The organism is Pseudomonas sp. CP-1 (genome assembly GCF_021213715.1).
Lineage (GTDB): Bacteria > Pseudomonadota > Gammaproteobacteria > Pseudomonadales > Pseudomonadaceae > Pseudomonas > Pseudomonas aeruginosa.
On the sequence record NZ_JAJQKY010000002.1, the window covers coordinates 372,628 to 386,030 of the forward strand.

Consider the following 13,403-nt stretch of genomic DNA (forward strand, 5'->3'; position numbering starts at 1 on the left):
ACATGATGGACATCAACGAGATTCGCGAATACCTGCCTCATCGCTATCCTTTCCTGCTGGTGGATCGGGTGGTAGAGCTGGACATCGAGGGCAAGCGCATTCGCGCCTACAAGAATGTCAGTATCAATGAGCCGTTCTTCAACGGACATTTCCCCGAGCACCCGATCATGCCGGGCGTGCTGATCATCGAGGCGATGGCCCAGGCGGCCGGTATCCTCGGTTTCAAGATGCTCGACGTGAAGCCCGCCGACGGCACCCTTTACTACTTCGTCGGTTCGGACAAGCTGCGCTTCCGCCAGCCGGTCCTGCCGGGCGACCAACTGCAACTGCACGCCAAGTTCATCAGCGTGAAGCGCAGCATCTGGAAATTCGACTGCCACGCTACCGTCGACGACAAGCCGGTATGCTCGGCTGAAATCATCTGTGCGGAACGCAAACTATGAGTTTGATCGATCCTCGCGCCATCATCGATCCGAGCGCCAGGCTGGCGGCTGACGTCCAGGTGGGCCCGTGGTCCATCGTCGGGGCGGAAGTGGAGATCGGTGAAGGGACGGTGATCGGTCCGCACGTGGTGCTCAAGGGCCCCACGAAGATCGGCAAGCACAACCGCATCTACCAGTTTTCCAGCGTCGGCGAGGATACTCCCGACCTGAAATACAAGGGCGAGCCGACGCGCCTGGTGATCGGTGACCACAACGTGATCCGCGAAGGCGTGACCATCCATCGCGGAACCGTCCAGGATCGCGCGGAAACCACCATTGGCGACCACAACCTGATCATGGCCTATGCGCACATCGGCCATGACAGCGTGATCGGCAACCATTGCATCCTGGTGAACAACACGGCGCTGGCCGGGCATGTCCACGTGGACGACTGGGCGATCCTGTCCGGCTACACCCTGGTGCACCAGTACTGCCGGATCGGCGCGCACAGCTTTTCCGGCATGGGCAGCGCCATCGGCAAGGACGTCCCGGCCTACGTGACGGTCTTCGGCAACCCGGCCGAAGCCCGCAGCATGAACTTCGAAGGCATGCGTCGGCGCGGCTTCAGCAGCGAGGCCATCCATGCCCTGCGGCGTGCCTACAAGGTGGTCTATCGCCAGGGACATACCGTCGAGGAAGCCCTGGCCGAGCTGGCCGAAAGCGCTGCCCAGTTCCCCGAGGTCGCGGTGTTCCGTGATTCCATCCAGAGCGCAACCCGCGGCATCACCCGCTGAGCCATGGCTGACGGATTACGCGTAGCCCTGGTCGCCGGCGAGGCCTCCGGCGACATCCTCGGGTCCGGACTGATGCAGGCGCTGCGGGCGCGGCACCCGGATATCGAGTTCATCGGCGTCGGTGGGCCGCGCATGGAGGCCGAAGGGCTGTCCAGCTATTTCCCCATGGAGCGCCTGTCGGTGATGGGCCTGGTCGAAGTACTGGGCCGGCTGCCGGAATTGTTGCGACGGCGCAAGCGCCTGATCCGCACGCTCATCGAGGCCCGCCCGGATGTGATGATCGGCATCGACGCTCCCGACTTCACCCTCGGCGTCGAACACAAGCTGCGCCAGGCTGGCCTGCGCACCGTGCATTACGTCAGCCCTTCGGTGTGGGCCTGGCGGCAGAAGCGGGTGCTGAAGATTCGCGAAGCCTGCGACCTGATGCTGGCATTGTTCCCCTTCGAAGCACGTTTCTACGAAGAGCATGGGGTGCCCGTGCGTTTCGTCGGCCACCCCCTGGCCAACACCATTCCCCTGCAGGCGGATCGCGCTGCGGCCCGCGCGCGGCTCGGATTGCCGGCGGACGGACAGGTGGTGGCGCTGATGCCGGGCAGTCGCGGCGGCGAGGTCGGCAAGCTCGGCGCGTTGTTCCTCGACACCGCCCAGCGCCTGCTCGTCGAACGGCCGGGCCTGCGTTTCGTGCTGCCCTGCGCCAGCGCTGCACGGCGCGAACAGATCGAGCAGATGCTCCAGGGCCGCGAGCCTCTGCCGCTGACGCTGCTCGACGGCGCTTCCCATGAAGCGTTGGCCGCCTGCGATGCGGTGCTGATCGCCTCCGGTACCGCGACCCTCGAGGCGCTGCTCTACAAGCGGCCCATGGTGGTGGCTTATCGGGTCGCCGGGCTGACGTACCGGATTCTCAAGCGCCTGGTGAAAAGCCCTTACATCTCCCTGCCGAACCTGCTGGCCGGGCGCCTGTTGGTGCCGGAACTGATCCAGGACTCCGCCACCCCGCAAGCGCTGGCCGCAACCCTCTCGCCGCTGCTGGACGACGGCTCGCAGCAGGTGGAATTCTTCGATGCCATCCATCGGGCCTTGCGCCAGGATGCTTCGGCACAGGCGGCGGAAGCCGTCCTGCAACTGGTGGAGCGCCGCTGATGCAACTGGGCCTGGATTTCAATCTGGTGGAGGATCTGGTCGCGGGCGTCGACGAGGTTGGTCGCGGTCCGTTGTGCGGTCCGGTGGTCACCGCCGCGGTGATTCTCGACCCGAGCCGCCCGATCCTCGGCCTGAACGACTCGAAGAAGCTCAGCGAAGCCCGCCGCGAGGCGCTGTTCGAAGAGATCCGCGAGAAGGCCCTGGCCTGGTGCATCGCCCGCGCCGAGGTCGAGGAGATCGACCGGCTGAACATTCTGCATGCCACCATGCTCGCCATGCAGCGCGCGGTCGAAGGCCTCAGCGTGACTCCGCGGCTGGCCCTGATCGACGGCAATCGCTGTCCGAAACTGGCGGTGCCCAGCGCGCCGGTGGTCAAGGGCGACAGCCAGGTACCGGCGATCGCCGCGGCGTCGATCCTGGCCAAGGTCAGTCGCGACCGGGAAATGGTCGAGCTGGACCGGGTCTATCCGGGCTATGGCATGGCCGGGCACAAGGGCTATCCGACCGCGGTCCATCTCGAGGCGCTTTCCCGTCTCGGCCCGACGCCGATCCATCGACGCTCGTTTGCTCCGGTTCGCGAATTGCTGGATGTCCCTGTTCAATAATTGAGCGGATGTCGCGTGACTGACCGTATCCGTCGCCTGGTGACAAGCGGTGAGCGGCGTCAATAGCGGAAAGTCCTGCCCCTTCCTGCCAGGTACCATTCACAGCGAAATTTCCTTCGGCTCGCACGTCATTCCGTGTGTGTCCGAAACACGCGGCCTTCTACCCGGGAGGTCGGCTGACAACAATCCGCCATAAGCGGAACAGGGGAGTTATCCATGCAAGAATTCGCCACTCAGGTCGTCGACCTGCTCAACGGCCTTATCTGGGGCAAGATCCTCATCTGGCTGCTGGTCGGTTGCGGCCTGTACTTCACTGTGCGCCTGGGATTGATCCAGTTCCGCCACTTCGGCCATACCTTCAGCGTGCTCAAGGGCAGCCGCCAGTCGGACGACTCGGGAATCTCCTCGTTCCAGGCGCTCTGCACCTCTCTGGCGGCGCGGGTCGGTACCGGCAACGTCGCCGGCGTGGCGGTAGCGATCACGCTCGGCGGTCCCGGCGCAGTGTTCTGGATGTGGGCGATCGCCCTGGTGGGGATGGCGACCGGCTTCGTCGAGGCGACCCTGGCCCAGTTGTTCAAGATTCGCGACGACAAGGGCCAGTTCCGTGGTGGCCCGGCCTACTACATGGAGAAGGGCCTGGGCGCGCGCTGGATGGGCATCCTGTTCTCGATCTTCCTGATCATCGCCTTCGGTTTCGTCTTCAACTCGGTACAGGCCAATACCATCACCGGTGCCATGCAGGGCGCCTTCGGCGTGCCGACCTGGATCAGCGGCATCGCCGTGGTGATCCTCACCGCGTTGATCATCTTCGGCGGCCTGCGCTCCATCGCGCGCTTCTCCGAACTGGCGGTACCCTTCATGGCGGTGGCCTACCTGCTGCTGGCGGTGGGCATCATCCTGTTCAACCTCAGCGAACTGCCGGGCGTCCTGGCGATGGTGGTGAAGAGTGCCTTCGGCTGGCACGAGGCCGCCGCCGGCGGCATCGGCGCGGCGATCCTCAACGGCTTCAAGCGCGGCCTGTTCTCCAACGAAGCAGGCATGGGCTCGGCGCCCAACGCCGCCGCCTCGGCCACGCCCTATCCGCCGCACCCGGCGTCCCAGGGCTACGTGCAGATGGCCGGCGTGTTCATCGATACCCTGCTGATCTGCACCGCTTCCGCCGCCATCATCCTGCTGGCCGGACCGCAGGAAGGCGAGGGCATCATGCTGGTGCAGAATGCCCTGACCAGCCAGGTCGGCGACTGGGGCCGCTACTTCCTGGCGGTGATCATCCTGTTCTTCGCCTTCACCTCGATCGTCGCCAACTACTTCTATGCCGAGAACTGCCTGGTATTCCTCGAGCACAACCACCTGGCGGGCCTGTTGATCTTCCGCCTGATCGTGCTGGCGATGGTGATGTTCGGCGCGCTGGCTTCGCTGCCGTTCGTCTGGAACCTCGCCGACGTGTCGATGGGCCTGATGGCGATCACCAACCTGATCGCCATCCTGCTGCTGTCCAACCTCGCGATCAAGCTGGCCAAGGACTACAACGCCCAGCGCAAGGCCGGCAAGCTGCCGACCTTCGACGCCAGCCAGTTCCCCGAAGTCCAGCAGAAGCTCGAACCGGGCATCTGGGACGATCGCCGCGCCTGAGCGCGGGGCGGGCGACGTTTCTCGGCGCAGCGGAGGCGCATCGTCCGCTCTTGAACCTGTAGCTTTGCCACCGGGCCCGGTACAATCCGGGCCTTGTCGTTTTTGCGTTATTTCTGCTCCGGGGCCTTCATGACCGTATCCTTCGTTCACCTGCGTCTGCATACCGAATTCTCCCTGGTCGACGGCCTGGTCCGGGTCAAGCCCCTGGCCAAGGCGGTGGCGGGGCTGGGCATGCCGGCGGTGGCGGTCACCGACCAGAGCAACATGTGCTCGCTGGTGAAGTTTTACAAGACCGCCATGGGCGCCGGCATCAAGCCGATCTGCGGGGCCGACATCTGGCTCGCCAGCCGCGAGGAAGATGGCCCGCTCAGCCGCCTGAGCCTGCTGGCGATGAACGCGAAGGGCTATCGCAACCTCACCGAGCTGATTTCCCGCGGCTGGAGCGAAGGCCAGCGCAACGGCGAGATCATCATCGAGCGCGACTGGGTCAAGGAGGCGGCGGAAGGCCTGATCGCGCTGTCCGCGGCCAAGGAAGGCGAGATCGGCCACGCGCTGCTCGACGGCGAGGAGGCCAAGGCCGAGGCGCTGTTGCGCGAGTGGATGGAGGTGTTCCCCGAGCGCTTCTACGTCGAAGTGCAACGTACCAGCCGGGTCAACGACGAGGAGCACCTCCACGCGGCGGTGGCTCTGGCGTCACGCTGTAACGCGCCGCTGGTGGCGACCAACGACGTGCGCTTCATCAAGCAGGAAGACTTCGAGGCCCACGAGACCCGCGTCTGCATCGGCGAGGGGCGGACCCTCGACGATCCGCGGCGGCCGCGTACCTATTCGGACCAGCAATACCTGAAGTCGCCGGCGGAAATGGCCGAGCTGTTCAGCGACCTGCCGGAAGCGTTGGAAAACACCGTCGAGATCGCCAAGCGCTGCAACATCGAGGTGCAACTGGGCAAGTACTTCCTGCCGGACTTCCCCACGCCCAATGGCATGGGCATCGACGACTACCTGCGGCACGCCTCCTTCGAAGGTCTCGAGGAGCGCCTGGAGGTGCTGTTGCCGAAGGACACCCCGGACTACGAGGCCAAGCGCCAGGTCTATGTCGATCGCCTGAACTTCGAACTCGACATCATCATCCAGATGGGTTTCCCCGGTTACTTCCTCATCGTGATGGACTTCATCAAGTGGGCGAAGAACAACGGCGTACCGGTAGGCCCCGGGCGGGGCTCGGGCGCCGGCTCGCTGGTGGCCTACGTGCTGAAGATCACCGACCTCGATCCGCTGGCCTATGACCTGCTGTTCGAACGTTTCCTCAACCCGGAACGGATCTCCATGCCCGACTTCGACGTCGACTTCTGCATGGAGGGCCGCGACCGGGTGATCGACTACGTGGCCGACGCCTACGGGCGCAACGCGGTGAGCCAGATCATCACCTTCGGCACCATGGCGGCGAAGGCGGTGGTACGCGACGTGGCGCGGGTCCAGGGCAAGTCCTACGGTCTCGCCGACCGGCTGTCGAAGATGATTCCGTTCGAAGTCGGCATGACCCTGGATAAGGCCTACGAGCAGGAAGAAATGCTCCGCGACTTCCTCAAGAGCGACGAGGAAGCCGCCGAGATCTGGGAGATGGCCCTCAAGCTGGAAGGCATCACTCGCGGTACCGGCAAGCACGCCGGTGGCGTGGTGATCGCGCCGACCAAGCTGACCGACTTCTCGCCGATCGCCTGCGACGAGGAAGGCGGCGGACTGGTGACCCAGTTCGACAAGGACGACGTGGAGGCGGCCGGCCTGGTGAAGTTCGACTTCCTCGGCCTGCGGACCCTGACCATCATCAAGTGGGCGATGGAGATCATCAACCGCGAGCAGGCCAAGAAGGGCCTGGAGCCGGTGAACATCGACTTCATCCCGCTGGACGACAAGCCGACCTATTCGCTGCTGCAGAAGGCCGAGACCACTGCGGTGTTCCAGCTCGAATCGCGTGGCATGAAGGAGCTGATCAAGAAGCTCAAGCCGGACTGCCTGGAAGACCTCATCGCACTGGTGGCGCTGTTCCGCCCGGGTCCTCTGCAGTCGGGCATGGTGGACGACTTCATCAACCGCAAGCACGGTCGCGCCGAGCTGTCCTATCCGCACCCCGATTACCAGTACGCCGGCCTGGAGCCGGTGCTCAAGCCCACCTACGGCATCATCCTGTACCAGGAACAGGTGATGCAGATCGCCCAGGTCATGGCCGGCTATACCCTCGGTGGCGCGGACATGCTGCGCCGGGCGATGGGCAAGAAGAAGCCCGAGGAAATGGCCAAGCAGCGCGGCGGTTTCATCGAGGGTTGCAAGAACAACGGCATCGATGCCGATCTCGCGGGCAACATCTTCGACCTGGTGGAAAAGTTCGCCGGCTACGGCTTCAACAAGTCGCACTCGGCAGCCTACGGCCTGGTCTCCTACCAGACCGCCTGGCTGAAGACCCACTTCCCGGCGCCGTTCATGGCCGCGGTACTCACCGCGGATATGCAGAACACCGACAAGGTGGTGACGCTGATCGAAGAATGCCGGCACATGAAGCTGCGCATCGTGGCGCCGGACGTGAACAACTCCGAGTTCCGCTTCACCGTCGACGACGATGGCCGGATCGTCTATGGCCTGGGTGCGATCAAGGGCGTCGGCGAGGGGCCGGTGGAGGCGATCACCGAATGCCGCGCCGAAGGCGGGCCGTTCAACACCCTGTTCGACTTCTGCGACCGCGTCGACCTCAAGCGCATCAACAAACGCACCCTGGAAGCGCTGATCCGCGCCGGTGCGCTGGATCGCCTGGGGCCGCACTACCACGACGAGCTAAAGGCCTACCAGGCTACCGTCGACCTCAACCGCGCCGTGCTGCTGGCGGCGATGGAGGAAGCGATCCAGGCCGCGGAGCAGACCGCGCGCAGCCACGACAGCGGGCACATGGACCTGTTCGGCGGAGTCTTCGCCGAGCCGGAGGCGGATGTCTACGCCAACCACCGCAAGGTCAAGGAGCTGACCCTCAAGGAACGCCTGAAGGGCGAGAAGGACACCCTCGGCCTGTACCTGACCGGCCATCCGATCGACGAGTACGAAGGCGAGGTGCGGCGCTTCGCCCGCCAGCGCATCGTCGAGCTGAAGCCGGCGCGCGATACCCAGACGGTGGCCGGGCTGATCGTCAACCTGCGGGTGATGAAGAACAAGAAGGGCGACAAGATGGGCTTCGTCACCCTCGACGACCGCTCCGGACGGATCGAGGCCTCGCTGTTCTCCGAAGCCTTCGCCGCGGCCCAGTCGCTGCTGCAGACCGACGCGCTGGTGGTGGTCGAGGGCGAGGTCAGCCAGGACGACTTCTCCGGCGGACTGCGCCTGCGCGCCAAGCGCGTGATGAGCCTGGAGGAGGCGCGTACCGGCCTGGCGGAGAGCCTGCGGATGAAGCTGCACGCCGACCTGTTGAAGGGCGATCGCCTGCGCTGGCTGGGCGAGCTGTTCAACCGCCATCGCGGTTCCTGCCCGATCACCCTGGACTACACCAGCGCCGACGCCAAGGCCCTGCTGCAGTTCGGCGAGAGCTGGCGGGTGGATCCGGCGGACGATCTGATCCAGGCATTGCGTGACCAGTTCGGGCGCGACAACGTCTTCCTCAATTATCGTTAATCGCGATGGGCGATAACGCCGTTGTTCCGCGCTCTGCGGCGGGAAAACGCGGATCGCCCTTGCTCCCGGCTCGACCCCTGGCGCCCGATCCCGTAAGGTAGGGCGCCAAACGGAAACGGCCCACTAGAATCTGCGCACGACGGAAGCCTATGAACCCGAACTTTCTTGATTTCGAACAGCCGATCGCCGACCTGCAAGCCAAGATCGAAGAGCTGCGCCTGGTGGGCAACGACAATGCGCTGAACATCAGCGACGAAATCTCGCGTCTGCAGGACAAGAGCAAGGCGCTCACCGAAAACATCTTCGGCAATCTGTCCAGTTGGCAGATCGCCCAGCTCGCGCGCCATCCCAAGCGTCCCTATACCCTCGACTACATCGGCTACCTGTTCAGCGATTTCGAGGAACTGCACGGCGACCGGCATTTCGCCGACGACCCGGCGATCGTCGGTGGCGTTGCCCGCCTCGACGGTTCCCCGGTGATGGTCATCGGCCACCAGAAGGGCCGCGAAGTCCGTGAGAAGGTCCGGCGCAACTTCGGCATGCCGCGTCCGGAAGGCTATCGCAAGGCCTGCCGCCTGATGGAAATGGCCGAACGCTTCAAGATGCCGATCCTGACCTTCATCGACACGCCCGGCGCCTACCCGGGGATCGATGCCGAGGAACGCGGCCAGAGCGAGGCGATCGCCTGGAACCTGCGGGTGATGGCGCGACTGAAGACGCCGATCATCGCCACCGTGATCGGCGAGGGCGGTTCCGGCGGCGCGCTGGCCATCGGCGTCTGCGACCAGTTGAACATGCTGCAATACTCCACCTACTCGGTGATCTCGCCGGAAGGCTGCGCCTCCATCCTCTGGAAGACCGCCGAGAAGGCGCCGGAAGCCGCCGAGGCCATGGGCATCACCGCCGAGCGCCTGAAAGGCCTGGGCATCGTCGACAAGGTCATCGACGAACCGCTGGGCGGCGCCCATCGCGATCCGGCGAGCATGGCCGAATCGATCCGTGGCGAACTGCTGGCGCAACTGAAGATGCTCCAGGGCCTGGAAATGGGTGAGTTGCTGGAGCGTCGTTACGACCGCCTGATGAGCTACGGCGCGCCGTAAACCATCCGGCGCACTGGTACGATCGACAAGCCCGGCATTCGCCGGGCTTGTCGCATGAGGAGCGCAAGCATGCCGGCGGTGCCGCTCGAATCCCGTCTGTTACAGGCCCTGGCGCCCTGGCGCGAAGCGGGGGGCTGGTGCGTGGCGTTTTCCGGCGGGCTGGATTCCACGGTGTTGCTGCATCTGCTCGCCCAACTGGCCCGGAGCGAAGCCTTGCCGGCGCTGTCGGCGCTGCATGTCCACCATGGCTTGCAGGCTGCGGCGGACGGTTGGCCGGCGCACTGCCAGGCGGTCTGCCGGTCGCTGGGTATCCCGCTGCGGGTCGAGCGGGTGCAGGTCGCCGTTGGCGGCAGCATCGAGCAGGCGGCGCGCGACGCCCGCTATCGCGCATTCCAGGCGAACCTGGGCGAGGGACAGGTGCTGCTCACCGCGCAGCACCTCGACGACCAGGCCGAGACCTTGCTGTTCCGCCTGTTGCGTGGAGCGGGCCTGCGCGGCCTGGCGGCGATGCCGGCGAGCCGGTCGCTGGGCGGCGGCCGCCTGTGCCGCCCCTTGCTCGGGGTTTCCCGCGCCGAACTGGAAGCCTATGCGCAGGCGCACCGGCTGGACTGGGTGGAGGATCCTTCCAACCAGGATCCGCGCTTCTCGCGCAACTATCTGCGCCGGGAGATCATGCCGCGTCTCGCCTCCCACTGGCCGCAGGCCGTCGCCGGCATGGCGCGCTGCGCGGCGCATCTGCGCGAGGCCGAAGACCTGCTGGCTGAACTGGCCGCCATCGACCTCCGGGCCTGCCGCCAACCCTCGGAACTGGATTGGCCGGACTGGCTGGATCTGCCCCGGATCGCCCTGGAGCCTCTGCGCCGCCTCAGCGCTGCGCGCCAGCGCAACCTGCTGCGGGCCTGGCTGGGACAGCTGACGCGGTTGCCGGACAGCGACCACTGGGCCGGCTGGGAGTCGTTGCGCGATGCCGGCGACGATGCCGACCCGATCTGGCGCCTGGAGAGCGGCGAGTTGCGTCGCGGCGCGGGGCGGATCTGGTGGTTGCCGGCGGACTGGCGTGCAGCGGCGGGACCGTTCGTCTGGGAGCGTCCCGCTCATCCATTGCTTCTTCCCGGCAATGGCCGGCTGGCGTTGCTCGGCGAGATTCCGGCGGGACCGTTGCGCGTCGACTACCGGCGGGGTGGGGAGGTGCTGGCCCTGGCCGGGCGCGGTCGCCGCGACCTCAAGCGATTGCTCAACGAAGCGGGCGTACCGAGCTTCCTGCGCGGTCGTTTGCCGCTGCTCTTCCGAGCCGACGAACTGCTCGCGGTGGCCAACATTCCTGGCCTGGACAGTCCCCGCGAGGGGGGCTGGCGACTGTCCTGGAGCCCGCCGACGAACGACCCGGGTTTGAGCTAGTAAGCCGTTTCCAGTAGACTACGCTCCCGTCTTGTACTGCTCCCGCCGATTCCCTCCGGAATCAGCAGGAGTTTGCTTTGCCCACGGATTTGTCCGTGGCGGGAGCTGGCCTCCCTTCTCCGAATCCCCGGCGGTTGATCCCGCCTAAACGCTGACTTCTAGGGTTTTTCATGACGCGCTACATCTTCGTCACGGGTGGTGTTGTTTCTTCATTGGGGAAAGGCATCGCTTCGGCTTCTCTGGCTGCGATCTTGGAAGCGCGTGGCCTGAAGATCACGATGCTCAAGCTGGACCCTTACATCAACGTGGACCCGGGCACCATGAGCCCGTTCCAGCACGGTGAGGTCTTCGTGACCCAGGACGGCGCCGAGACCGACCTGGACCTGGGCCATTACGAGCGCTTCGTTCGTACCACCATGACCCAGAACAACAACTTCACCACCGGCCGCGTCTACATGGACGTGTTGCGCAAGGAACGCCGCGGCGACTACCTGGGCGCCACCGTGCAGGTGATCCCGCACATCACCGACGAGATCAAGCGGCGCATCATCAAGGGCGCCGGCGATGCCGACGTCGCCCTGGTGGAGATCGGTGGCACCGTCGGCGACATCGAGTCGCAGCCGTTCCTCGAGGCGATCCGCCAACTGCGCGTCGAGATCGGCGCCAAGCGCGCGATGCTGATGCACCTGACCCTGGTCCCGTACATCGCCACCGCCGGCGAGACCAAGACCAAGCCGACCCAGCACTCGGTCAAGGAGCTGCGCTCCATCGGCCTGCAACCGGACGTGCTGGTCTGCCGTTCCGACCACCCGATCGACGTCTCCTCGCGGCGCAAGATCGCGCTCTTCACCAACGTCGAGGAGCGCGCGGTGATCGCCCTGGAAGACGTCGACACCATCTACCGCATCCCGTCGGTGCTGCATGCCCAGGGCCTGGACGACATCGTCGTCGAGCGCTTCGGCCTGGAGTGCGGGCAGGCCGACCTGTCCGAATGGGACCGCGTGGTCGATGCCAAGCTCAACCCCGAGCGTGAAGTCACCATCGCCATGGTCGGCAAGTACATGGAACTGCTGGACGCGTACAAGTCGCTGATCGAGGCGATGACCCACGCCGGCATCCAGAGCCGCACCAAGGTCAACCTGCGCTACATCGACTCCGAAGACATCGAGCAGCAGGGCACCAGCCTGCTGGAAGGCGTCGACGCCATCCTGGTCCCGGGCGGCTTCGGCCTTCGCGGCGTGGAAGGCAAGATCAGCACCGTGCAGTACGCCCGCGAGAACAAGATCCCCTACCTGGGCATCTGCCTGGGCATGCAGGTCGCGGTCATCGAATACGCCCGCAACGTGCTCGGCTGGAGCGACGCCAACTCCACCGAGTTCGACAAGTCCAGCGGCCATCCGGTGGTCGGCCTGATCACCGAATGGCAGGACGCGACCGGCGCCACCGAGATCCGCACCGAAGCTTCCGACCTGGGCGGCACCATGCGCCTGGGCGCCCAGGAGTGCCAGCTGCAGACCGGCACCCTGGTGCACGACTGCTATGCCAAGGACGTGATCGTCGAGCGCCATCGCCATCGCTACGAAGTGAACAACAACCTGCTGCCGCAACTGGAACAGGCCGGCCTGAAGATTTCCGGCCGCTCCGGCGACGGCGCCCTGGTGGAAGTGGTCGAGGCCCCGGAGCATCCGTGGTTCGTCGCCTGCCAGTTCCACCCGGAATTCACCTCCACACCGCGTGATGGCCACCCGCTGTTCAGCGGTTTCGTCAACGCCGCGCTGAAATATTCCGGGAAGGCCTGAGCATGGCACAGAAGATCGTTCGCGTCGGCGATATCCAGATCGGCAACGACCTGCCGTTCGTGCTGTTCGGCGGCATGAACGTGCTGGAGTCGCGCGACCTGGCCATGCAGGTCTGCGAAGAATACGTACGGGTTACCGAGAAACTCGGTATCCCCTATGTGTTCAAGGCCAGCTTCGACAAGGCCAACCGTTCCTCGATCCACTCGTTCCGTGGCCCGGGCCTGGAAGAGGGAATGAAGATCTTCGAAGAGATCAAGAAGACCTTCAAGGTGCCGGTCATCACCGATGTCCACGAGCCGTTCCAGGCCCAGCCGGTGGCCGAGGTCTGCGACATCATCCAGCTGCCGGCCTTCCTCTCGCGGCAGACCGACCTGGTGGTGGCGATGGCCAGGACCAACGCGGTGATCAATATCAAGAAGGCCCAGTTCCTCGCGCCCCAGGAGATGAAGCACATCCTGACCAAGTGCGAGGAAGCCGGTAACGACCGCCTGATCCTCTGCGAGCGCGGCTCCTCCTTCGGATACAACAACCTGGTGGTCGACATGCTCGGCTTCGGCATCATGAAGCAGTTCGAGTACCCGGTATTCTTCGACGTCACCCACGCCCTGCAGATGCCCGGCGGTCGCGCGGACTCCGCCGGCGGCCGGCGCGCCCAGGTCACCGACCTGGCCAAGGCCGGGCTCAGCCAGAAGCTCGCCGGGCTGTTCCTCGAGGCCCATCCGGACCCCGAGCACGCCAAGTGCGACGGTCCGTGCGCGCTGCGCCTGAACAAACTCGAAGCCTTCCTGTCCCAGCTCAAGCAACTGGACGAGCTGATCAAGAGCTTTCCTGCAATCGAGACTGCCTAGTCTCCTCAGACCGC

10 protein-coding genes are annotated in these 13,403 nt (G+C 65.2%); all 10 read left to right on the top strand.

The genetic code is table 11. The features are described from left to right. The first annotated feature begins 2 nt into the window (after positions 1-2). The 10 genes from fabZ to kdsA all read left to right on the top strand — a co-directional run bounded on the left by fabZ (position 3) and on the right by kdsA (position 13,389). The gene (gene fabZ, locus LT948_RS05590) at positions 3-443 is read left to right on the top strand and encodes a 3-hydroxyacyl-ACP dehydratase FabZ (RefSeq protein WP_003092375.1); all 441 of its coding nucleotides are present in this window, start codon (positions 3-5) and stop codon (positions 441-443) included. Further along, positions 440-1,216, top strand: a complete 777-nt coding sequence (lpxA, locus tag LT948_RS05595; RefSeq protein WP_003092373.1) for an acyl-ACP--UDP-N-acetylglucosamine O-acyltransferase — start codon at positions 440-442, stop codon at positions 1,214-1,216. Before fabZ ends, lpxA begins: the two co-directional genes overlap by 4 nt. 3 nt (positions 1,217-1,219) lie before the next feature. Further along, the gene (gene lpxB, locus LT948_RS05600) at positions 1,220-2,356 is read left to right on the top strand and encodes a lipid-A-disaccharide synthase (protein WP_019371538.1); all 1,137 of its coding nucleotides are present in this window, start codon (positions 1,220-1,222) and stop codon (positions 2,354-2,356) included. Continuing rightward, positions 2,356-2,961: a ribonuclease HII gene (rnhB, locus tag LT948_RS05605; RefSeq protein ID WP_003092371.1), complete on the top strand. Its 606-nt coding sequence runs from the start codon at positions 2,356-2,358 to the stop codon at positions 2,959-2,961. The genes lpxB and rnhB overlap by 1 nt, the downstream gene beginning before the upstream one ends. 216 nt (positions 2,962-3,177) lie before the next feature. After that, entirely contained in the window at positions 3,178-4,593 is a 1,416-nt protein-coding gene (locus LT948_RS05610; protein WP_003092370.1) for an alanine/glycine:cation symporter family protein, read from the top strand. A gap of 129 nt (positions 4,594-4,722) precedes the next feature. Further along, positions 4,723-8,244, top strand: a complete 3,522-nt coding sequence (dnaE, locus tag LT948_RS05615) for a DNA polymerase III subunit alpha (protein ID WP_003098578.1) — start codon at positions 4,723-4,725, stop codon at positions 8,242-8,244. A 149-nt stretch (positions 8,245-8,393) separates the two neighbouring features. Beyond that, positions 8,394-9,344, top strand: coding sequence for an acetyl-CoA carboxylase carboxyl transferase subunit alpha (gene accA, locus LT948_RS05620; protein ID WP_003109333.1), 951 nt, complete (start codon positions 8,394-8,396; stop codon positions 9,342-9,344). Positions 9,345-9,413: 69 nt separating this feature from the next. Beyond that, entirely contained in the window at positions 9,414-10,742 is a 1,329-nt protein-coding gene (gene tilS, locus LT948_RS05625) for a tRNA lysidine(34) synthetase TilS (RefSeq protein ID WP_023092573.1), read from the top strand. A 170-nt stretch (positions 10,743-10,912) separates the two neighbouring features. Continuing rightward, on the top strand, positions 10,913-12,541 hold the full coding sequence (locus LT948_RS05630; protein ID WP_003092366.1) for a CTP synthase: 1,629 nt from the start codon (positions 10,913-10,915) through the stop codon (positions 12,539-12,541). Between the two features lie 2 nt (positions 12,542-12,543). Beyond that, on the top strand, positions 12,544-13,389 hold the full coding sequence (kdsA, locus tag LT948_RS05635; RefSeq protein WP_003092365.1) for a 3-deoxy-8-phosphooctulonate synthase: 846 nt from the start codon (positions 12,544-12,546) through the stop codon (positions 13,387-13,389). Positions 13,390-13,403: the final 14 nt, after the last annotated feature.